At 51.6% G+C, this 21,377-nt stretch carries 15 protein-coding genes; 7 read left to right on the top strand and 8 right to left on the bottom strand.

The window, feature by feature from the left end; translation table 11 throughout:
* Window positions 1-85 precede the first annotated feature (85 nt).
* Window positions 86-457: a universal stress protein gene (locus ABDB91_RS13295; RefSeq protein ID WP_347488194.1), complete on the bottom strand. Its 372-nt coding sequence runs from the start codon at window positions 455-457 to the stop codon at window positions 86-88.
* A 461-nt stretch (window positions 458-918) separates the two neighbouring features.
* On the opposite strand from ABDB91_RS13295, the gene dnaK reads away from it, so the two are divergent.
* The 4 genes from dnaK to ABDB91_RS13275 all read left to right on the top strand — a co-directional run bounded on the left by dnaK (window position 919) and on the right by ABDB91_RS13275 (window position 7,307).
* Window positions 919-2,820, top strand: coding sequence for a molecular chaperone DnaK (dnaK, locus tag ABDB91_RS13290; RefSeq protein ID WP_347488193.1), 1,902 nt, complete (start codon window positions 919-921; stop codon window positions 2,818-2,820).
* Window positions 2,821-2,874: 54 nt separating this feature from the next.
* The gene (locus ABDB91_RS13285) at window positions 2,875-3,867 is read left to right on the top strand and encodes a DnaJ C-terminal domain-containing protein (RefSeq protein WP_347488192.1); all 993 of its coding nucleotides are present in this window, start codon (window positions 2,875-2,877) and stop codon (window positions 3,865-3,867) included.
* A 16-nt stretch (window positions 3,868-3,883) separates the two neighbouring features.
* Window positions 3,884-6,481, top strand: coding sequence for an ATP-dependent chaperone ClpB (clpB, locus tag ABDB91_RS13280; protein ID WP_347488191.1), 2,598 nt, complete (start codon window positions 3,884-3,886; stop codon window positions 6,479-6,481).
* A gap of 226 nt (window positions 6,482-6,707) precedes the next feature.
* Window positions 6,708-7,307: an S-layer homology domain-containing protein gene (locus ABDB91_RS13275; RefSeq protein WP_347488190.1), complete on the top strand. Its 600-nt coding sequence runs from the start codon at window positions 6,708-6,710 to the stop codon at window positions 7,305-7,307.
* Window positions 7,308-7,507: 200 nt separating this feature from the next.
* On the opposite strand, the gene ABDB91_RS13270 is transcribed toward ABDB91_RS13275, so the two are convergent.
* Window positions 7,508-7,807: a HigA family addiction module antitoxin gene (locus ABDB91_RS13270; RefSeq protein WP_347491607.1), complete on the bottom strand. Its 300-nt coding sequence runs from the start codon at window positions 7,805-7,807 to the stop codon at window positions 7,508-7,510.
* A 111-nt stretch (window positions 7,808-7,918) separates the two neighbouring features.
* Between ABDB91_RS13270 and ABDB91_RS13265 the strand changes: the two genes are divergently transcribed.
* A complete protein-coding gene (locus ABDB91_RS13265; protein ID WP_347488189.1) occupies window positions 7,919-8,893 on the top strand; it encodes an Rpn family recombination-promoting nuclease/putative transposase in 975 nt (324 codons plus the stop codon).
* Window positions 8,894-9,031: 138 nt separating this feature from the next.
* Here ABDB91_RS13265 and ABDB91_RS13260 read toward each other — a convergent pair whose 3' ends face one another.
* Window positions 9,032-9,211 (bottom strand): hypothetical protein, encoded by a 180-nt coding sequence (locus ABDB91_RS13260; protein ID WP_347488188.1) that lies wholly within the window; start codon window positions 9,209-9,211, stop codon window positions 9,032-9,034.
* Window positions 9,212-9,777: 566 nt separating this feature from the next.
* Between ABDB91_RS13260 and ABDB91_RS13255 the strand changes: the two genes are divergently transcribed.
* Window positions 9,778-10,128 (top strand): Asp23/Gls24 family envelope stress response protein, encoded by a 351-nt coding sequence (locus ABDB91_RS13255; RefSeq protein ID WP_347488187.1) that lies wholly within the window; start codon window positions 9,778-9,780, stop codon window positions 10,126-10,128.
* 11 nt (window positions 10,129-10,139) lie between these two features.
* Here ABDB91_RS13255 and ABDB91_RS13250 read toward each other — a convergent pair whose 3' ends face one another.
* On the bottom strand, window positions 10,140-11,189 hold the full coding sequence (locus tag ABDB91_RS13250) for a phosphodiester glycosidase family protein (RefSeq protein WP_347488186.1): 1,050 nt from the start codon (window positions 11,187-11,189) through the stop codon (window positions 10,140-10,142).
* Window positions 11,176-11,541: a hypothetical protein gene (locus ABDB91_RS13245; RefSeq protein WP_347488185.1), complete on the bottom strand. Its 366-nt coding sequence runs from the start codon at window positions 11,539-11,541 to the stop codon at window positions 11,176-11,178. Before ABDB91_RS13245 ends, ABDB91_RS13250 begins: the two co-directional genes overlap by 14 nt.
* A gap of 170 nt (window positions 11,542-11,711) precedes the next feature.
* Here ABDB91_RS13245 and ABDB91_RS13240 point away from each other — a divergent pair, with 170 nt between their 5' ends.
* Complete coding sequence (locus tag ABDB91_RS13240; RefSeq protein WP_347488184.1) at window positions 11,712-12,917, top strand: metallophosphoesterase; 1,206 nt, start codon at window positions 11,712-11,714, stop codon at window positions 12,915-12,917.
* 405 nt (window positions 12,918-13,322) lie between these two features.
* Here ABDB91_RS13240 and ABDB91_RS13235 read toward each other — a convergent pair whose 3' ends face one another.
* The 3 genes from ABDB91_RS13235 to ABDB91_RS13225 are packed head-to-tail and all read right to left on the bottom strand — an operon-like array spanning window position 13,323 to window position 21,060.
* On the bottom strand, window positions 13,323-15,563 hold the full coding sequence (locus tag ABDB91_RS13235) for an alpha-amylase family glycosyl hydrolase (protein WP_347488183.1): 2,241 nt from the start codon (window positions 15,561-15,563) through the stop codon (window positions 13,323-13,325).
* A 60-nt stretch (window positions 15,564-15,623) separates the two neighbouring features.
* Window positions 15,624-18,626, bottom strand: a complete 3,003-nt coding sequence (gene treY, locus ABDB91_RS13230; protein WP_347488182.1) for a malto-oligosyltrehalose synthase — start codon at window positions 18,624-18,626, stop codon at window positions 15,624-15,626.
* Between the two features lies 1 nt (window position 18,627).
* Complete coding sequence (locus ABDB91_RS13225; protein ID WP_347488181.1) at window positions 18,628-21,060, bottom strand: DUF3536 domain-containing protein; 2,433 nt, start codon at window positions 21,058-21,060, stop codon at window positions 18,628-18,630.
* Between the last annotated feature and the right edge of the window lie 317 nt (window positions 21,061-21,377).

Genomic DNA, 21,377 nt, shown 5'->3' with positions numbered 1-21,377 from the left:
TTATTTCAGGTGGGGGAATCTCCATCTGAAGTTCCGATGTTCAGTTCTAGCTGAACGAGTTCATTTTAGTTTATGGGCTATACAGTTATTTAATAATGGTTACAGGTTTATTTGATTTACCCAGTACTTTGTAGCTTACACTGCCCAGTACCATGCTTCTTAAGGCACCCATGCCACGGTTGCCGATAATAATGTTATCCATGTTATGTTCGTGGGCGTATCTGATGATGGTATCGGCCGGCTCCCCTTCCATGAGCACGGTTTCAGCTATCAACCCCGCTTCGGAAAAAGCGTTTCTTGCCTTTTCCAGAGCAATACCGGCGTGTGTTTCCGTAAAAGGTTGAATCACGCTAATGACGGTAACTTGGTTTTTAGGGTTCTCCCTGGCTAAATTAACAGCATAATTGACGGCCCGCATGGCATTGTCCGAACCGTCCACGGGCACCAAAATATTCATTCCTAAAACCCCCTTTTTGATGTTGGACTTATCAGTAAGAGCAATAGATAAGGTAAAGAAGATATGTTGTAACCGGTCGTTGGCATTAGTGTTGGGCGCCAATTGGATAACAAGCCTCACTTGCATTAGGTTGGGGTGCCATGGGGTTTTAAAAATAATTTGTACTACTAATTATTATAGTTAATTGAGATAAATTTCACAAGAGTATTGAGTAAAGTTTTTAAGTAATATCCAATCCGGGTATTGACGGGCAAGTGGCTTTGGATTAAGATAAGGTCAAGGAAGGTCAAAGTCAAGGTTAGTGCGCGGTGTAATCATGCCTGGTAAAAAATATGGTTATAACCATTACTGTACTGTTTCATAATAACATTGAGCATTATAGCAACAGTCATAACCGGATAAGTGATGAGTTAAACTTAATTTCAACACTCGGTGTCAATTATTCTAAGGAGGTTTTAGAAATGGGAAAAACTGTGGGTATCGATCTTGGTACCACTAACTCGGTGGTTGCGGTGATGGAGGGCGGTAAGCCCACAGTCATCGTAAATGCGGAAGGTTCGCGCACTACTCCATCGGTGCTGGCTTTCAAGGAAGACGGGGAAAGATTGGTGGGCCAGGTAGCCCGGCGCCAATCAGTGTTAAATCCCCAAAATACGCTGTATTCCGTGAAGCGGTTTATCGGCCGGCGTTATTCTGAAGCGGTTGAGGAACGTGAGCTGGTTCCCTACAAGGTGGTGGCCGGCCCCAACGATGCCGTGCGGTTTGATATTCGCGGCAAGCAGTATGCGCCTGAGGAAGTTTCCGCCCTGATACTGCGCAAGCTGGTGGATGACGCTTCCAAGTATCTGGGGGAAACCGTCACCGATGCAATAATTACCGTACCGGCGTATTTTAACGACGCCCAGCGGCAGGCTACTAAAAACGCGGGTAAAATAGCGGGGCTGAATGTGCTGCGCATTATCAACGAGCCTACGGCAGCGGCGCTGTCTTACGGGCTGGATAAAAAGACGAACCAGACCATACTGGTATTCGACCTGGGCGGCGGTACTTTCGATGTATCCATATTGGAAGTGGGCGACGGGGTGTTTGAGGTGAAGTCCACCAACGGGGACACGCACCTGGGCGGTGACGATTTTGATAAAGCCGTTGTGGATTGGCTGGCCGGTGAATTTAAAAAGAATTACGGTATTGATCTGCGCAGTGACAAGCAGTCTTTACAGAGGCTGACGGAAGCGGCGGAAAAGGCTAAAATGGAGCTGTCCGCAACTATGGAAACTCAGATAAGCCTGCCTTTTATCACTGCCGACGCTGCCGGTCCCAAACACCTGGAAAACAAACTGACGCGGGCTAAATTTGAGGACCTGACCCATCATTTGGTGGAACGCTGCCGGGGCCCGGTGCAGGCGGCCTTGGCGGATGCCAAGCTCACAGCCCGGGATATTGACGATGTCATACTGGTGGGTGGTTCCACCCGGATCCCGGCGGTGCAAAACCTGGTGCGGGATTTGACCGGCGGCAAACAGCCCAATCAGGGTGTCAACCCGGATGAAGTGGTGGCTGTGGGCGCGGCTGTGCAAGGCGGCGTACTGGCCGGAGAAGTAAAGGACGTATTATTGCTGGACGTTACCCCGCTTTCCCTGGGGGTAGAGACTCTGGGCGGTGTAATGGCTAGAGTTATCGAGCGCAATACCACTATACCGGTGCGGCGGGGGCAGGTATTCACTACCGCCGAGGATAACCAGCCCGCGGTGGACATTCATGTACTGCAGGGCGAGCGGGAGATGGCCCGGGATAACCGTTCCCTGGGGCAGTTTAAACTGGAGGGTATTCGCCGGGCGCCGAGGGGGGCGCTTCAAATAGAGGTTACCTTTGATATAGATGCCAACGGTATTTTAAAGGTGAGCGCCGGAGACAAGGAAACCGGCAAGGAGCAAACTATTACCATTACGGGTTCAACCAGCCTGGAACAGACGGAAATAGACCGTATGATTAAGGAAGGCGAAATGCATGCCGCGGAGGATAAAAAACGTCGTGAGGAAGCAGAGGCGCGCAACGAGGCGGATTCTTTAATTTATCAGGCGGAGCGTCGGCTTAGGGAATTGGGCGACAAGGTGCCGGTTGGCGATAAGTCGCGCATTGAGCGGATGCAAGATGATTTAAGGTCCGCACTAAAAGAAAACGTGCCTGCGGAGCGCATCCGTGCTCTGACAGATGAGTTGAAACAGGCGGTTGATAGTCTTGCTCAGGCAGCCTATCAGCAAGCCGGTTCTGACGCGGCTCCCGGTCCTGAAAATTACGGGAACGCTGCCGGCGGGAGTGATGACGTGGTGGATGCCGATTATGAAGAAAGACCCGACGCTTAATAATAAAGCAAACCCTAAAACAGGAACTACCCGGCAAGGCAGGTGATTGGAAAAATGGGCGTAACATATCAGGATTATTATAAAACCCTCGGTGTCGGCCGGGAGGCCACGGAAAAAGAAATCAAAACGGCTTATCGCAAGCTGGCCCGGCAGTGGCACCCGGATTTGCACACGGGCAAAGCCAAGGAAGAAGCTGAAGAAAAATTTAAACTTATTAATGAAGCTTATGAGGTATTAAAGGATGCTGAAAAAAGGGCCAAATATGACCGGCTGGGGGCCAATTGGCAGGCGGGGCAGGATTTCAGACCGCCGCCGGATATGGACGGATTTCATTTTTACACCGATTTTGCCGGTGGGGCCGGGGGATTCAGCGATTTTTTTGAAATGATGTTTGGCGGTGCCGCGCCCGGCGGTTTCGGCAGAGCCGGGTGCGGGGTACGCCGCGGACCGGTGCGCGGGCGGGATGTTGAAGCCAACCTGGAGCTGACTTTGGAAGAAGTCTACCGGGGTGGTGACAAGGTTCTGCAGCTGGCCCACCGGGAGTTGTGTCCGGCCTGTGGTGGCACGGGGCACGACGGCAGTGCCGTTTGTTACCGCTGTGGAGGTACCGGTGAAATTGCCGGCCACAAGAAACTTACGGTAAAAATCCCTCCGGGGGTGCGCCGGGACAGCCGCATCAGGCTAAAAGGACAAGGTGGCGACGGCCCGGCCGGGGGCGGGCGGGGCGACCTATACCTGAAAGTACGGTTATTGCCGCACCCCGTTTTTAAAGTGCGGGACGTTGATCTGGAGACGGAGATAACCTTGCGGCCTGATCAGGCTGTACTGGGCGATAAGGTTGCGGTGCCCACCTTGGATGGGTCCGTGATGCTGAAGGTGCCTCCCGGCACCCGGGCCGGCAAGCGTTTGCGCCTGCGGGACAAGGGGCTGCCGGACCGGCAGGGCCGGGGGGATCAATATGTGCGCATAGTTATCGATATTCCCGGGCAGCTGTCGGGGGAAGAGGAACAGCTTTACCGGCAGCTGGCTGAGTTAAGGAAAAAATAGAGGGGGTGAAATATCCATGGATATTAACCATTACACACAAAAATCGCGTGAGGCCCTGGGTGCGGCCCAGCAGCTGGCTGCAGCCAGATATCACCAGGAGGTGACGGGCAAGCACCTGCTGGCGGCGTTGCTGGCTCAGGAAGGGGGTATGGTCCCCCGGTTTATGGAGCATGCCGGAATCAGTTCGGCTAGCCTGACCGGTCAGGTGGAAGCGCTTTTAAAAAAAATACCCGTGGTGACGGGTTATGAGGGATCTTTGCATCTGGGCGGCGGATTGGCCCGGGTGCTGGCCCGGGCGGAAAAGGAAGCCCGGGATATGAAGGATGATTATATCAGTGTGGAGCATTTACTGCTGGCCTTGCTGGAAGAGGGGGAGCCTGAAACTCGTGACGCGCTGCGTCAAAGCGGTCTGACCCGGAATGCGCTGCTTAATTCACTGCGGGCGGTGCGGGGTAACCAGCGGGTAACCGGTGAAAACCCGGAGGAGACCTACGAGGCATTGGAGCGTTATGGCCGTGACCTGACCAAACTGGCTGCCGAGGGCAAGCTGGACCCGGTGATCGGCCGGGATAACGAAATCCGGCGGGCCATAGAAATTCTCTCCCGGCGTACTAAAAACAATCCTGTGCTGATTGGCGAGCCCGGCGTGGGTAAAACCGCCATTGTGGAAGGGCTGGCCCGGCGTATTGTGGCCGGTGACGTGCCCGAGGGACTGAAAGAAAAGCGCATTATCGGGCTGGATATGGGATCGCTCTTAGCCGGGGCCAAGTACCGGGGCGAGTTTGAGGAGCGGCTGAAGGCCGTGCTCAAGGAGGTGCAGCAATCCCAGGGTCGTATCATACTGTTTATTGACGAGCTGCATACCGTGGTGGGAGCCGGTAAAGCGGAAGGGGCCATGGACGCGGGCAATATATTAAAACCCATGCTGGCCCGCGGAGAATTGCGTACCATTGGCGCTACCACCCTGGACGAATACCGCAAGCATGTGGAGAAGGATGCCGCACTGGAAAGGCGTTTTCAGCCCGTGCAGGTGCAGCCGCCTTCGGTGGAAGATACCGTTTCCATATTGCGTGGCCTTAAGGAACGCTACGAGGTGCACCACGGAGTGCGCATTCAGGACATTGCTTTGGTGGCGGCAGCCACTTTGTCCGATCGCTATATTGCCGACCGTTTTCTACCGGATAAGGCCATCGACCTGATGGATGAAGCGGCGGCCCGGCTGCGTACCGAGATTGATAGTATGCCGGCGGAGCTGGATGAAATCACCCGCCGCATCATGCAGCTGGAAATTGAAGAGGCTGCTTTGAGCAAGGAAACCGACCCGGCTTCAGCGGAGCGGCTGAATAAGATCAAGGCTCAGCTGGCTGAACTGCGGGAAGAATCCGGGGCTATGCAGGCCCAGTGGCAGGTGGAAAAGCAAGCTATTTCCCGGGTGCGGCAGTTGAAGAAGGAAATTGAGGAAACCCGCCAGGAAATTGAGCGGGCCGAGCGGGATTACGACTTAAATCGACTGGCCGAGCTTAAGTACGGCCGACTGAATGAGCTGGAGCGTCGTTTGAAAAGCGAAGAGGAGCATCTGGCCGGCAAGCAAAAACACGGCATGCTGCTGAAGGAAGAGGTGGATGAGGAAGATATCGCCCGGGTGGTGAGTCGCTGGACGGGTATACCGGTGACTAAATTAATGGAAGGTGAAAGAGAAAAACTAATCCACTTGGATGATGAGCTGCATAAGCGGGTGGTCGGCCAGGATGAGGCGGTTCAGGCCGTGGCCGATGCCGTGCTGCGTGCCCGGGCCGGTATCAAAGACCCTCAGCGGCCCATCGGCAGCTTTATTTTCCTGGGGCCTACCGGGGTAGGTAAAACCGAACTGGCCCGGGCACTGGCTCAGTCTCTGTTTGACGACGAGCGCAATATGACCCGGCTGGACATGTCCGAATACATGGAGAAACACACCGTGGCCCGGCTTATCGGCGCCCCTCCGGGCTACGTGGGGTATGAAGAGGGCGGCCAGCTCACCGAAGCGGTGCGGCGCAAGCCCTACTCGGTGATACTGCTGGACGAGATCGAAAAGGCCCACCCCGATGTATTCAACGTGCTGCTGCAGCTGTTGGAAGACGGCCGGCTTACCGACGGGCAGGGGCGGACCGTTAATTTTCAAAATACGGTGGTCATTATGACCTCTAACCTGGGCAGCCACGAAATACTGGCCCAGCAGGAGCGGGGCGGTGATTTTGATAAAATGAAGGATGCCGTGCTGAGCATACTGCGTCAGCATTTCCGCCCCGAGTTTCTGAACCGGGTGGATGAAACCGTGGTGTTCCACGCTTTGAGTCAGGCCCAAGTGCGTCAAATAGCGGAACTGCTTTTGGCAAGACTGGCCCGGCGCATTTACGACGGTGCAGGTATCAAGCTGGTCTGGGAGGAAAGTGCCTTGAATCACCTGGCGACTAAAGGATACGAACCGGCATACGGAGCCCGTCCCCTGAAGCGGGTTATTCAACAGCTGGTGGAAACCGCTCTTTCCCGGATGATCATCAAGGGGGAAGCGGGACCTCGGCAAACTGTCAATCTGCATGTGGAAAAGGGCGAGCTGCGTATTAGTAAAGCAAAATAAGTAAACGCGAAACTCATTTTTACTCAATTTTTTTCGCGTCGTAAACGCCGCTAAAAAATGGGGGAGCGGTTTTGTGTGCATCGCGAAACGTGTTGTTGCTCACGGAACTGCTACTTTTTGCAGGGGAGTGAACAGTAACAATAATGGACAAAATATATGGAAAATAGTTCAATTAATGGTTGCTTTTTCCTTTAATTAAATGGTAGAATAGTCCCTGTCCGGCTGGATGTACAAAGTCAACGGCGAGTTCCCCAGCTATTCAGCGTCGCTGTACACGCTGGAAAACGGCGATGAAGTTGAATGGCTCTACACCCGCGACCTGGGCAAGGACGTCGGCGGCGGCTGGGATTCCGGAACAGGCGGCAATGCGGGCGACACCACCGTCAAGCCGGCCGCCAAGGTCAGTAGCGGAGCGGCCAAGGCATCAGTCACACTGGACAACATGAAAGAAGCCATAGGAAATGCCAAGGGCAGCGGCGAAGCCTGGTACGCCGAGCCTCTGGCCTGGGCACTGGCCAACGACATCGTGAGCGGCTACGGAAACGGCCGGTTCGGGCCCAACGACCACGTCACCCGGGAGCAGATGGCCGCCATCCTGCATAGCTACGCAAGCTGCAAGGGCTGCGACGTAACGGCTATGGCCGACTTGAGCCTCTATACCGACGGGGCCGCTATCAGCCCCTGGGCGCAGAGCGCCTTAAGCTGGGCCAACGCCGAAGGCTTCATCACCGGCCGCACGGCAACCACCCTGGCACCGGGGGGCAGTGCCACCCGCGCCGAGGTAGCCGCTATCTTAATGCGGTTTGTGGAAGGTTTGGCAAGCTAAGTAAATTCCGGTATTCCGCCGGACAAAGGGAATGTCCGAAAAGAAAAGCAGGCTGGAACTTTTTCCAAAGTTCCAGCCTGCTTTCTTTAAAGGGAGCGTTATACCAGTCAGGATATACGGGATCTTTAATTGCTCCGCCAGGACGTTGGCCGGGCCGCTCATCCGGGTTACGGACAGGGGGGGGTATTTTAGCAACGCTCTTATAGCGCCGGATTACGTTTCAGCGGAACGATATTATCCAACTGTCTCTGGATCTTAGACTGTGTCAATGCCATGTCGCATTTATTCTGGGCACGCAGCCAGTACCCCGATGTAAGACCGAAGTATTTACACAGACGCAGATCCGTATCGGCGGTTATGGAACGGCGTCCTGATACAATCTCACCGATGCGCTGCGCCGGAACACCGATATCCTTTGCCAGCCTGTATTTTGTGACGCCAAGTGGAAGAAGAAATTCCTCTTGGTCGGCATCCGGCCATACCCGAGCATTGTAAAACAGCCCTTTGGGCGCAACTTTAAGCAGCCAAATACCTCGGCGCCTCTTTCAAAAAACCGCGGCAATGGATATAATATGAACAAGAAACAAATAGAGAGCCGGTGGTTGGCAACTATGACCGCGGAACAACCGAAAGACCTTCTAAGCCCCTTAATCGATCTGGTATTTAAAGCGCTTTTTGCACGGGAAGAACCAAGGAGCAGGATTATTCTCATTGATTTACTCAATTCATTGCTGGGTTTACAAGGCGACAATAAAATTACCTCAATAACCCACCTGAACCCTTTTAACTACAAAGAATATCCGGGCGATAAAAGTTCTATCTTAGATATAAAAGTGATGACCCACGCCAAAGAGAGGATTAACATTGAGGTTCAAGTCAACGACGTCGACAACTTCCGCAAGAGGAGTTTATACTACTGGGCCCGGATGTATTCGGAAACCATTGCCGAATCCGAAGCGTACACCACGTTGAAAAAATCCATCGTAATCAACATCCTGGACTTTGATATCATCCATGAAACCGATAGATACCACACCCAATACAGGATTTTAGAGAAGGACGACGGCTTTTTATTGGTGGAGGATTTGGAGATACATTACTTTGAACTGAAAAAATTCATTGACCAGACACCCCCGGGGGAAATGGACGCGGTGGAATATTGGCTGACCTTTATGAAAAATGCCGGTAAGCCCGATGGCAAAGAATTGCTCCAAAAACTAGCGGAAGAAAAGGAGGAATTAGCTATGGCCATGGATATATTGGCAGAGATAAGCGCCGATGAAAGATTACGGCAAAAAGCCTATGCACAGGAAAAAGCCAGACTGGACGCTATCTCCAGAATCAAATATGCCGAACTGAAGGGCATTGAAAAAGGTATAGGGAAAGGGAGAATTGAAGGTAAAATTGAAGGGAGAATTGAAGGAAAGGCTGAATTGTTAATTAAGCAAATTTCCAAACGGTTCGGCAGCCTGCCGAAGGATTTACAGGTACTGGTCATGAATGCCGACGATGCGGTTTTGGATGCGATTGGGGAGGAAATTTTCGATTTGCAGTCGCCTGATGATATTTTAAAGTTTCTAAATTAAAACTGAAACAGACCGCTGCGAACAGAGAGTGCATAGCACCCCCTTATAGGTGATCGGTTTCAGGATGCCTGCTACTAAAGCAGGTTTTTGTAAAAATAAAAAAATCCGGGTAATCCCGGATTATAAAAATCAAGATTTTTAGTCGCAGCATTTAGCCCCGTTAGCGGCTGATACTCCCCACTCGTCGGTCATATGCAGCTTACTGACAAAATGGTCACATGGCCGGTTGTTGGCCTCCACCGGCTGTTTGGTTTTTTCACACATTGATGCTTCAATCTTTTTCCACTGCTTAAAATACAGGCAGTCTTTACACAACATACTTCCCACCTCTGTTCCCAACTCCAGGAATAACAAAGAGACACAAATACATTATAAGCAATAATAGTTGTAAAAGCCAGAGAAAGTTATCTGCAACTTTCAACACTTGGTATCAATTCCAAAAAAAGGCCCTGAAATGAGTTTCAGGGCTTTGTTCTATGAGGAGGCATACAACAACTGCGGTAATTTAACAATAAGATGATAACATTGTTAATAAAGGCGGGCAACACAAAATATTTACCAAAACCCGGGCCGGGATTGTTCATTCTCGGGTCCTGCCAAGTAAACCATCTGGTTTGTGGCAGGCTTTTTGTTGGTTTTAGTTCGGATATCCATTTTGGCTGCTTCCCGGATCAGCTTACCTTGAAATCCTTGTTTATAACGGTTAAAAAAAGTTTATCTCATATATTATGTGGCGGGTGTCAATAGGGCCGGATACGGTTGATGATTATGCGGAGCAATATGATAAATTTGTTATTGCTTTACATACAGTATAATTATGGTAAAATAAAGTAATTGGATGCGCTGCATTATAACTTATTGTAGTTTATTTTAAGGAGGTTTCTATGAAAACTGATCCTTTGGGACAAAACAATTTAGGTGATATCAGGTACAATGAAGATGTGCTCAAGACCATGATTAGCATGGCTCTTTCCGAGGTGGAGGGCGTTTATGGAATGGAGAGCCGCAGTTCAGGCAATATACTGAGCCGAAAAAGTATTTCCCATATTAATAAAATATCAATAGAGGGTAAAAACGCTACCATTGACTTGTCTATTGTGGTGGCGTATGGGCTGCTGCTTCGTGATGTGGCAAAAAACGTTCAGAACAAAGTCATAGAAGTAATTGAAACGATGACGGATTTAAATGTCGATGCCGTTAATGTAACCGTGGCGGGGCTTGATATTAAAGATTAGCCCCGCTGCGGTTACGGCATAATTACTATATTGGTGGCTACCGGGCGTTCTTTGCCGTCCGAAGGACGATTGAGTACCCGGTTGTTAAAAACAAAGGCGCTGGAGCCACCGCCATCTAAGTTATAGGCCTCAATTACTCCCAGTTCAAGCAGCTTAATCTGCAGATGTTCCAGGGTTACTCCGCTGCTCCAGTCGGATTGGCGGCCGTCTACCACGATCATAACCAGGTCGTCATTGCCATATTCGCCGATAATGGTGCGGGGTTGTCTTTGGTTTTGCCATTTGCGGGGGATAGACAGCGGTTGGCGGTTCTTGATCAGCGCCGGTACAAAACTGACCCCGGATAAAGGCTCAAGCTGCATCAGCTTGTCCTTTTCGAAAAATACACCGCCCAGTAGCTCACCGTCACCGTCGATACCGGTAAAAAAAAGGTCGTCGTGAGATGGCTTAAAGCCGTCAATAAACTTGCCGTCAATCATAGTGCTGCCGATGGGCAGGGTATATTCCTTGCCGTCCTGCAGCATGCGGAAAAAACCTCCGGCGTTGATGCCCAGTATTGCGCCGGTGCGCTTAACAGCCGTACTGGTGGTTTCGCTTTTACCCAGCTTGTCATGTCCCAGCATCACTTTAAAAACGCTTGGATCATATAGCTTCATTTTAGCGATGTAGCCGCGGTATCCCAGTTCACGTAATTCGAAAATCTTAATCTCCACCCGCTCTGAACTGTGTTCAGCAATCGGTGGCCCCAGTCTCTTTATGATGCGCTGTTCGTATATTTTGTCGGACAGCTTTTTTTGCGCCCCTGTTTTCTGAGTCAATTCCTTTAGAATGCGTTGGTTCTCCAGATGCTGCAGTCTTTGCTCCTCGGCGCTTTGTTTAATGAAACCGATGTTTTCCTCCAGGGAAAGGGTATACTCGTTTAAATCTTTCATAACCGGCTGTAATTTTTCAACAGGTACGCCAAGCGCATCGGCATTATGATGCAGTGCCAGGTGCAAGCCGCCTAATAAGCCCAGGAAGGGAACCAGCAGACTGATAAAAAAGATATTAATAATCCGCATTACCGGACTCCCTCAATATATCAAGACTTTTCTCCAGCCGCTTCAAATGTTCATCCATCTCGGCTATTCGTTTATTGACTTCCTCACTGGCTGTGCCGGTGCTGGAAATGGTGGCATCAGTTTTATCCAGGGCCTCCTTTATGGCATTCATTTCATTGTGCAGCGTCTTAATTTGTTCCTCCATGGCCTGCACATTCAAGGCATTGGTCTCTTGGATTTCCCTGGCCGCCCGGTCAATGTAATACCCGGCGTACCAGAACCCTCCCGCTGTCAGGCCCACCCATAATAGTACGAGCAGTATGATGCCCGGTGGTTGTCGTTCGGTTTTCTTCTTTCGTGCCGGTTGTTCCATGTCGATCACCTCGCGCATTGTTATCCGGGAAGTTCGTGTTTCTTTTCTTAAATTTAGTTCACCGCCATATCCCTTTTTCCTGCCGGTTGCCGCATAAGTCAGCTAAATTGAACCCAAAACGCAATTAATTGCATAACTTATTAATAAATCGACAAGAGGGGGTAAAACAGATGCCCGCGGTTGTGGCCATCAGTGATTTACACCTGGGCGAGGAATCATCGTCCGTTAATCCACTGCTGCGTGAGGTGGTTCCCGCTATTTTAAAAGACCGTCCGGAATTTCAGAAACCGCCGTTGAATACTACTCCGGTAAGATTAAATACATTGCTCCATAAAATAGCCAGGGAGCACGGCGGCATATCCGATCTGGTACTGGTGGGGGATGTTATTGATCTTTCCCTGGCTTCCTATACGAGCTGTGTAATACAGGCGAGGGAATTCTTCCGGCAGTTGTTGGCCGGCGTGCTTCCCGGTGCTTTAGTCTGGGTGCCCGGCAATCATGATCATCATATTTGGGTGCAGGTTTGTGAAGAAGAATATATCGCGGCACCGCTTAGGGAAGGTAATTTGCCTGAAGAATTTCCGGGTATCTCCGGGCCGGGCCGGGATACCGGCGCGCTTAATCGCTGCAACAGGGGAGCGCGGTTTTTATTGGGGCTGCTGCCTGCCCATGTATGGGAAAGGTTTTGGCTGGCTTATCCTAATTATGTAACTACCTGTGGCCGCGAGAACCTGCTTTTTCACCACGGACATTTTTTTGACCGGGCTCAATCATGGATCGGTACATCGCTAATAGAAGCGCAAAGCCTGTCCGAACTGGAGATATTAAACTCGGCTTACCTTGATTATATCTCGTATGGCTGTGGGCAATCCGGCCGTCTATCCGGGCAGATAGAAAATATTTACGAGGAAATTCGTTGGGTTACAGAGAAATTTGGCATGGTTTTAGATATTATTACTATGAAAAGGTTTTTTAAGTGGCTATTGGGACTGCGGGGGCGGGAAAACGACCGGGGTAATGAATTGGGACCGAAAATGGCCGAACGTATTGGGCGGTACTTGCAATATATTGAGCAGGAAGAGAAAACGGCGCCTTTTACATACCCGTTGGATTTCAGCTTGATTTTCGGGCATACCCATCGCCCGCTGGCCGGGGCGGCAGTGGGAAAGCATCCGGTTTACAATACAGGCGGGTGGACTGTGGATGAACGCTGGCCGGGGGCGGATAAATTGCACACGGGTGTATTTGTAGCGGTCCCCGGGCGGCAATTTACGGTTCAGCCGGTGGCCATCGACCGGGATGTCTATGATTTTTGTCACCGTCTTAACCACGCTTACCGGGAAGCTGTGGATATTGACCTTGGCGCCCCCGGGTGAAAACCGCATCAAAGGTGCGGCTTGAACGCCTCTTTAACCCTGTGGATGTTTCTTGCGCTGCTGTACCATTGGCGTTGGCGTTAGCAGCGAAACAACGTCAAATCCGAACTTAAATGTCGAATTTGACGGTTATATTAATATAAGATAAATCACATTTGGCTTGCCGAGGCTTACTGTCTGTCAGGGTGACTAGCACCGGTCTTATCGCCCACGTTTCGCACCGGTGCTTGTATAAGATAGGCAACCGGCATCATACCTGTCTTTACATCTCCGGCTTTAACCGGGTGGGAGGCGGCCGGTATGATACCGGTTCTTAATTTTCAATACTTGGCGTCTATTAGGACGGCGAAGGCTTTGCTCAAAAAATAATTTACGCTGAAGTATTGAAATAAGATTGTATGGGTGTTACAGTTGCGCCGGTAAGTTTCGATAAATAAAGCCGCTGTAAGGGGGCAATATGAAGTTTTTAAAGGGTCCGTGGTTGATGGTGATGCTGTCCGGGTCCCGGGGATTTTTGCTGCCCGAGGGGGCAAGGTCGTTAACGTGATTGATATCGGCCAGCTTGACCCATTGTCCCGGGGTAAAATCAACGTCTACCGGCACATCGTGCCCTTCGAAATTAAGCATAATCAGCATCTGCTCTCCGGGGACGCTATTCTTGTTTACTCGCCAGCCGATGACTCTTTGCCGGCCCCCCTTGTTTTCTTCCAGCCACGGTCCGATTAGCCAGGTGAATTGGCCTTCTTTGATGGGGTCGTAGCCGCTCAGCTTTAATGCTTCGTATCTTTTTCTCAGGTTGATTAAGCCCTTGCTCCATTGATAATACCGGTTATTTTCCTCCGTGTAACCGGCCCAGGGTACCTTAATGCGATTTCTTTCCCGCTCAATGCCGAATTCCTGCCCCATGTAAATCATGGGTTGTCCCAGCGCCACCATGGCAGCCATTAAACCGAGCCGGGCTTTTTTCTCTTTGATGGCCGGGTGCCGTAAATGCTCGTCTCCTGTAGCTACTTCAAACTGCACACTGTTTTCATCGTGGCTTTCACAATAATTGACCACGTTATTGGTGTGGGCCGCAAAACTATCTTTGCTGAAATAAAAAGCCGCGGCCAGGTCTTCAGTGTCGTTGGCCACACCTTCATAGGTTCCTTCACGCAATAATGCTTTAACCTTGTCATGGAATATATTGGACCACTGGGCATACCCGTTATAACCTTCCAGATTTAAATCCTGCTCGTTGGGCAGGTTTTCGGCAATCATAACGACATCGGGTTTAAAACCCAAGTCTTTGATCTCATGAGCCAGGCGGTGCAGCAGCCTGTGGTTGAGAAAATAACTGTGGGTGGCGTCAAATCGAAAACCGTCGACATGGTATTCCCTGATAAACATTTTACAGGCGTCGATGAGCATATTATCCACTTCATCTTTTCCCGTGGCCACCTTATTCCCCCACATAGTTTTACCCGCGAAATAAAAGCCGCCTTCGCCGGAACCATCATCAATCAAGTTCCACAGTGGGTTGAAATCATTGGAGGTATGGTTGAATACTTGATCCATAATTACAGCCAGACCGTGCCGGTGGGCCTCATTGACCATCTCCCTGAAATCATCCGGGGTGCCGAAATCTTTTTCCACCGACATAAAGGTGCATGGTTCATAGCCCAAACCTTGTTTCATGGGCACCTCGGCGGTGGGCATCAGTGCGATGGCTGTTACGCCCAGTGTATTGAAATAGCCGCTTTTGATGCGGTGCGTCACTCCTTTGAAGGTGCCCTGCAGGGGTTCCGGTATCCGGGGATCGTTGTCTGTGAAGCCGTATATATTTAGTTCGTAAAGTATTAGATCCTTAACACCGGGGGTTTGCCAGCCCTGGTCCGTCCAGTTAAAGCCGGTTGGGTCTACTACTATGGAGTTGCGGTATTTATAATCATCACTGAATAACCTGGTATACGGGTCGGTGACGTAACGTTCGGTTTCGGCGGAGCCGCCCTGGAGGTAAAATTTATATTCCACGGCGTCCCGACCGGCCGGCGGAGTGATTCTGGCCAGCCAGATATTAGGCTGGTAGTAAAAACCGCGATATAGTTCCATCTCGATAAATTGCTCTTTTTGGGGAGCGGGATGACCGGGACACTGCCAGTCGTTGAAACTGCCGGTCAGGTATACCCGGGCGGCATAGGGGTGGAAAAAGCCAAATAAAACGGAACCGTCGGTCAACAGGTTGGCCCCCAGCATGGAGGGCATGCCCAGTCCGGAAACATCAGTGGCAGGAAAATAAAAGTTGTTCTGTGGGACCAGGTTTTTTATGCTGCGGTAATAGTCTTTAACATCTCCCCGGGCTTTAGCCGGGAGGACATTATAAACATGATGCCTGTCGGCCATGGCCCAGACTTCTTTGCCCAGGTGGCCATGAAAATACCTGTTGCAGCGGTCATCTTCCCAGCGGGCTTTTTCCCCCTGGCCGTCTTTAAATTTAAAGTTAAAGCTGCTGCGGTTATAAGCCAGATCAAAGCAGACCCCGAAGTCGTCCCGTCCGGTCGGGCGGATTTCTCTTTCCAAGGTGGCTCCGTCACTTACCCATACCCACATAATCGGTTCTAAAAAACCGTTTTGGTTATCATAGTGGATTCTTATTTTATGCTGCATGGCACATCCCCCGTAATGTTTTGATATTATTTTGACGGGTTATAGCTTTATTTATGCGTGTTACCGTATTCCCTCCAGCAGTGCCACGGGGAAGTTTTGGAACACATCGGCCAGTGGCAGAGCCTGTCCCATGGATGGCTGATTATCGGTGGTTGAAGGAGTCTCACGGCCGGTTAACAATATCTCTCCGGTAAATATATTTCGCCATTTCCGGGGGGCCTGTTCCGGCAGTGCCAGGGCCCGATCCTCCCATAATTCTTTGTCCGGCAGGAGTGTGGCTTTGGACAATCCGCTCAACAGCGAATCCCGGGTCTTGGACCGGTCGTTTTTCAGGTGGAATCCGGCCGGCAGGCGGGGCACTGCCACCAGCACCCAGGTATCCTTGTATCGCCGGGCAAAGGCGCATAAGTGCTCGAACTGCGGGTCGGCGACAGCCGTTACCGGTATATATTCCCCGGCGGCGAACACCTGCCGGCTGTTTCTGCGGAAATGCAAAGCACGGTAAGTAACGAAGAGCTTGACCCGGCCGTCCGGCCAGGTGTTCAGTAATTCCCGGGTCAGACCCGGCAGATCGAAGGCTTCCCGCTGCTGGAGTTCTATCAGCATCTCGGTTTGCTCTTGATAGTTCACCGGGCGGCGGTTATCCGGATCAACCAGGCTGAAATTCCACACTTCCATACCCTGGTATATATCGGGTACTCCCGGGCAGGTTATTTTGAGCAGCACCTGGGCCAGTCCGGCCATGGCCCCATAGCAGGCGACCACGTTCTGCAGCCTGAGAAAATCAGGCAGGAACCGGTTCTCCGTCGTGGGCTCCAAAATAGCTGTCACAAAGTCCAGCAGGGCCTTTTCGTATTCGGTGTCCGGCTCCAGCCAACGGGTGTATATCTTGGCTTCCCGGGCGGATTTGACAATATAATCCTGGATGCGTTTTTTAAACCCGGCTATATACTGTTCCTGCAGGGGCCAGGCGCCCACCAGTGTTTGGTAAATCAGCAATTCCATGTTGGCATCCGGCAGAAGCTGGCCGTTTAGCGCCGGCTTACGATCCCGGTTCCAGCGGCGCCAGCGCTCCAGGTGTTTCGCCCAGATGGCGGGTATTTCCGAAAGGATGTTGATGCGTGCCCGGACATCTTCACTGCGCTTGGTATCATGCGTGGAGGTAGTGTTCATGGTATGAGGCCGGTGCATCCGCCGATTCCGGTTAAAGCGGTGGAATTGGTCCACCGTAATACCCGAGGTATGGGGCTCGCCCCCTACCTCGTTTTGGGATACCAGCCGGTTATAAATATACATGGCGGTGTCTTCCAGGCCTTTAGCCATGATGGGGCCTGAAAACTGCTGCCAGCGCATTACAAACTCCAGCCAGGCCGGGTGTTGCTCCTCGGGCGGGTGGCTCTGAAAATCAAGCAGCAGTACCCGGCGCAAAAAAACACAGGCCGGCCCCACGGTGCGGTGCAGCCGCATGGCAGTTGTCACGGCTTGTTCAATATAAGCTTTGTCGCGGGGGTGGACCGTGTAGTCCCGGGTATAGGTACGGTATACCGGAAAACAGGCGGTTACCTCTATTAGAGCCTGCTCCAGCCGGTGCAGGGTAATGTCGCGGCCGTACCGGTCGTGCTCTGCCAGCCTGCCCAGATGCCGCGTCAGGGAACGCACTTCACTGCCGAAAAGTTCCGTCATTACCCGGCGTTTGCGGGCGTAAACGATTTTAGTAAATTTGGCTTCGGCACCGTGCAGGCGGTTGTAAATATCGTCCAAAATTTTAATGCCGTGACTGTTAACGAACAATTGATTCAGGTATTTTAAAAAGTCATAACCCGTGGTGCCGGATACCGGCCAGTCGCCGGGCAGCTCTTCTTCGCCGCTGAGTATTTTTTCCGCTACAATATAGAAGCCGGGGCGGTCCGCCGTACCTGTCAGGTACCGCTGCAAACGTTGTAAATAAGCCAGCGGGTCCCGCAGCCCATCGATATGGTCGATGCGCAGACCGGTGACTTGCCCGGCCTTGGCCAGCTGCAATATTAAAGCGTGGGTGGCGGCAAACACGCGCTCGTCTTCGGCACGCAGAGATATCAGATCGCTGACATTAAAAAAACGCCGGTAATTAATTTCCCGGTTGGCGATTTGCCAGAAGGCCAGCCGGTAGAATTGCTTGCTTAACAGCTTGTCCAGCAGGTTAAAGCTTGCCGGGTCACCTCGCTGTCCGTTTAAAATACGCAGCTTATCGTCGATATAGGAGCGCACTGCCGGTTCGTTGTTATATAATTGCCAGAGCTTTTCTTTGATTTGTTTGAAGGCGCTCGTAAAAGATTGTTCCCCTCGCTGAGACAAGCTGCGCAGTGCCGCCAATAGCTCCGGCCATTGCTTGCCGGCCGGATGTTTCGGCCCCATACTTGGGATGAGCGCATCCGCCGCCTGAGTATCCGGCTCCGTAATCCGGTTTCGTTCACCCGCAGCCGGGGTATACGCCGTTGGATTTATACCTGAGGCCGGCTCCCCAGCTTCGTGGTTCAGTATAGTGAAATAGGACTGCGGGCTCAGGGGCAGACGACGTTCGCGGTAATGCACTCCAAAGCCGTCTTCCGCTATGCCCACCGCCAGCTCGCCTTTTTCCAGTACTTCACTATAAAATGAGTCCAGTATGGGTAGCAATACCTTGTTGATCAGCCCCGGTCTGTCGGGCTGCCAGTCAATATCGAAATATGCTGAGTAAGGTGAATCAGGACCGTATTGGAGAACGTCCTGCCACCACGGGTTGTCACTGCCGGCGGCCATGTGGTTGGGCACAATATCCAGCAATAAGCCCATGCCGAAACGCCGCAGGGCGTCCACCAAATCGTTAAAACTATTGGCGCCGCCCAGTTCGGGGTTTAGTTGGGTGGGGTCCGCCACGTCGTAACCGTGGGGGCTGTTCTCTTTCGCTTTGAGCAGCGGCGACGCATAAAGGTCCGTTACGCCCAGCGCGTGCAGGTAAGGCACCAGTTCTTCAGCCCGGGGGAAACCGTATTGCTTGTTGAATTGCAGCCGGTAAGCGGCTGTCGGTATATGTTGTTCAGCCATATCAACCATCCCTTTGTATGTTCAGCTTTTCCCCCAGGGCGGCAAACCGGCCTATCCAGGCCCAGGTATCCTCGTCTCCCTGTTCGGCCTTGCGATGCAAGTAAGGATACACGTCATGCAGCAGCCGGTAATAAATGTTTTGTACCTTCCGCAAATCCACTTCAAACGGCAAAGTGCGGGCCAGGCCGGTCATTGTGTCGAGTCTGCTCAGTAAGGCCAGGTTTGGCGGGTCGTCATGCAGACGCTCGGCTGTTTTTTCCATAGTCATTCTTAGTACATAGCCCAGGCTGATATCATCCAGTTTGATATCCAGGGATTCTGCTTCGTCAAACAAAGCATTAATATGCTTAATATCCAGCTCCGCCTCGGCAAAGGAGCGGCGCAGCCCGGTATTCAGATAAAAATCCGCGGCGCATAGCATGGCATGAGGCAGGGGAATGGCTAGATCCTTTAAAAATCGCATTAAAGTAGCATGGCGTTGGTAAACTAGCCGGTAATCCGCTTCCAGTTCGCCCAGTGTGGCGTCCAGTATTTTGCTTAATATTTTACGCTGCCGATCTCTGAAAAGCTGTTTAAGCGAAAAAACCAGGCCGTTTTCAAGATACCTGTTGAACAGCTGGATAACCTCGGGGAAATCAACCTGTTTAAAAGCATTGGTCACTTTTTTTACTAATTCCGCGTAATGCCGTTCGCTGGAAAATAACCGCACATTGGTGCTGACGTTATGATAGGCAAAATAAATTGTGCCGCAGCATAAAGTTGCCGATTCCCGGGTCACCATTGAGGTTACTTTCAGTTTCCCCACGTTTAGCTTAGTAGTGCCCGCCTCCAGGGGGTGGTTATCCAACTGTTCTACGTCGTAGCAAAAAATACGGGTATGACGTTCGTAGTTTTCAAACAGCGAGCAGATGGCATAGTGGGCGCCCACCTTCGGTAAATCGACCATGGCCGGGGTTATTTCGTTGTTGTATATATAGGCGCCGTCCCGGTATTGGGGATCGTTGCTCTTGGCCCGGGATAGTATTTCCAGGAACAGGGGCTCCAGCGGAGTGTCAAAAACTTCTCCAGCCAGCTGGATCACCCGCCGGGCGTATTGCAGCACTTGGATTGTTTCAATACCGGATATATCGTCAAAAAACCAGCCGCAGCTGGTGAACATCAGCATAGCATGCCGCTGCATTTCCAGCAGCTTTAACCCTGTCACTTGTTCCGCGCTGTCTAGCGTGTGGCTGGCCTGGTCCGCCAGGAACCGGTCCACGTACTCCGGGGAACGGTCCAATACCACGCGAATGTAATCATTGCGGGCTGCCCAGGGGTCCTTGAACAGCTTAGAGGCGTGTTTTTCATAGTGAGGGGTCATAGTGTCCCGAAGCCAGTTCAGCGCCCGGCGCAGCGGGGCCCGCCAGGCTTGGTTCCAGCCCGGGTGCATGCCGGAATGGCAGCCGCAGTCGTCCTGCCACCGATCCACCCCGTGAGCGCAGCTCCAGGCGGTATGCTCTTTGATTTCCACCTCATGAGTGGGGGGATACAGGGCCAGAAACTCACCGTAGTTGGTAATACGGGCCAGGTGTTTGGATTCTATGTATTCCAGGGCGTAGGCCAGCGCCATTTCACCATGCCGGTGGTGGTGACCGTAAGTTTCACCGTCGGTGGCTATGTGTACCAGCTGCGGTCGGTCATGTTCATCGGAAAAACCACTCAGCAGCCGGTGGGCAAAATGTTCACCGTTGGAAAGCAGTTTCTCGAATGCCACAGCCTGAGATATGGGGCCGTCATAAAAGTAAATGTTTATCTGGCGGCCTGTTTCAGGCAGGCGTAACAGATAGGGCATGGTGGGATCAATACCCTCCGGGTTCACCTCCCGCCAGTCGCCTCCGATAGCCCGCACCCGCCGGGCCTGGTAGGGAGATAAAATAGTAAAGCTAATACCCTGCTGGGCCAGTATATCCAGAGTTTCCATGTCTACCGCGGTTTCGGGAAGCCACATGCCCTCGGGTTCCCGGCCGAAGCGATATTTAAAATCCTCAATACCCCAGCGCACCTGGGTATATTTATCGCGGCGGTTGGCCAGGGGCATGATCATATGGTTGTAAGCCTGGGCAATCGCTGAACCGTGTCCGGAGAAAATTTGGCGGCTGGCCCGGTCCGCTTCGATGATGGACCGGTAGACTTCGGGATCGCTGGATTCCAGCCAGTCTAACAGCGTTGGTCCGAAATTGAAGCTTATACGGGAGTAGTTGTTGAATATTTTTCTGATTAGACCTTTTCCATTTAAGATACGGGCCGCGGTATTAGGGGCGTAACATTCGGCGTTGATCCGCTCGTTCCAGTCGTGGTAGGGATAAGCCGAATCCTGGAGCTCAATAGCTTCCAGCCACGGGTTTTCCCTGGGCGGCTGGTAAAAGTGGCCGTGAATACACAGAAAACGCTCCATTTAATATCCTCCTTCTTGCCTTGGCTGCAAGTAATTAATTCAGACTCTGAACATTTTGTACAACCGAATTATTTTATCAAATTCCAAGACTCCAACTTTTATAAGTGGGAGTGCCTATTTTTACTTCAGGTGGGGTAGAATCCCCATTTGAAGCCCCGATGTTCAGCTTTAGCTGAACGAGTTCACTTATATATACATTGAGATTCTTGGCTGTGTTCGCAATTATCACGCGTTGCACGTACCACGATAAACGAATATATGTCATTGCCGGCTAATGTCATTGCGAGCGTAAGCGAAGCAATCTCCGACTTCGAAGC

The organism is Desulfoscipio sp. XC116, from assembly GCF_039851975.1.
Lineage (GTDB): Bacteria > Bacillota > Desulfotomaculia > Desulfotomaculales > Desulfallaceae > Sporotomaculum.
This window is presented reverse-complemented; position numbering and strand designations above follow the sequence as displayed.

What these genes read in the sequence shown, in the direction of transcription:
- ABDB91_RS13295 (WP_347488194.1), bottom strand. Translation starts at nt 457, where the DNA reads ATGAATATTTTGGTGCCCGTGGACGGTTCGGACAATGCCATGCGGGCC.
- dnaK (WP_347488193.1), top strand. Translation starts at nt 919, where the DNA reads ATGGGAAAAACTGTGGGTATCGATCTTGGTACCACTAACTCGGTGGTT.
- ABDB91_RS13285 (WP_347488192.1), top strand. Translation starts at nt 2,875, where the DNA reads ATGGGCGTAACATATCAGGATTATTATAAAACCCTCGGTGTCGGCCGG.
- clpB (WP_347488191.1), top strand. Translation starts at nt 3,884, where the DNA reads ATGGATATTAACCATTACACACAAAAATCGCGTGAGGCCCTGGGTGCG.
- ABDB91_RS13275 (WP_347488190.1), top strand. Translation starts at nt 6,708, where the DNA reads ATGTACAAAGTCAACGGCGAGTTCCCCAGCTATTCAGCGTCGCTGTAC.
- ABDB91_RS13265 (WP_347488189.1), top strand. Translation starts at nt 7,919, where the DNA reads ATGACCGCGGAACAACCGAAAGACCTTCTAAGCCCCTTAATCGATCTG.
- ABDB91_RS13260 (WP_347488188.1), bottom strand. Translation starts at nt 9,211, where the DNA reads ATGTTGTGTAAAGACTGCCTGTATTTTAAGCAGTGGAAAAAGATTGAA.
- ABDB91_RS13255 (WP_347488187.1), top strand. Translation starts at nt 9,778, where the DNA reads ATGAAAACTGATCCTTTGGGACAAAACAATTTAGGTGATATCAGGTAC.
- ABDB91_RS13250 (WP_347488186.1), bottom strand. Translation starts at nt 11,189, where the DNA reads ATGCGGATTATTAATATCTTTTTTATCAGTCTGCTGGTTCCCTTCCTG.
- ABDB91_RS13245 (WP_347488185.1), bottom strand. Translation starts at nt 11,541, where the DNA reads ATGGAACAACCGGCACGAAAGAAGAAAACCGAACGACAACCACCGGGC.
- ABDB91_RS13240 (WP_347488184.1), top strand. Translation starts at nt 11,712, where the DNA reads ATGCCCGCGGTTGTGGCCATCAGTGATTTACACCTGGGCGAGGAATCA.
- ABDB91_RS13235 (WP_347488183.1), bottom strand. Translation starts at nt 15,563, where the DNA reads ATGCAGCATAAAATAAGAATCCACTATGATAACCAAAACGGTTTTTTA.
- treY (WP_347488182.1), bottom strand. Translation starts at nt 18,626, where the DNA reads ATGGCTGAACAACATATACCGACAGCCGCTTACCGGCTGCAATTCAAC.
- ABDB91_RS13225 (WP_347488181.1), bottom strand. Translation starts at nt 21,060, where the DNA reads ATGGAGCGTTTTCTGTGTATTCACGGCCACTTTTACCAGCCGCCCAGG.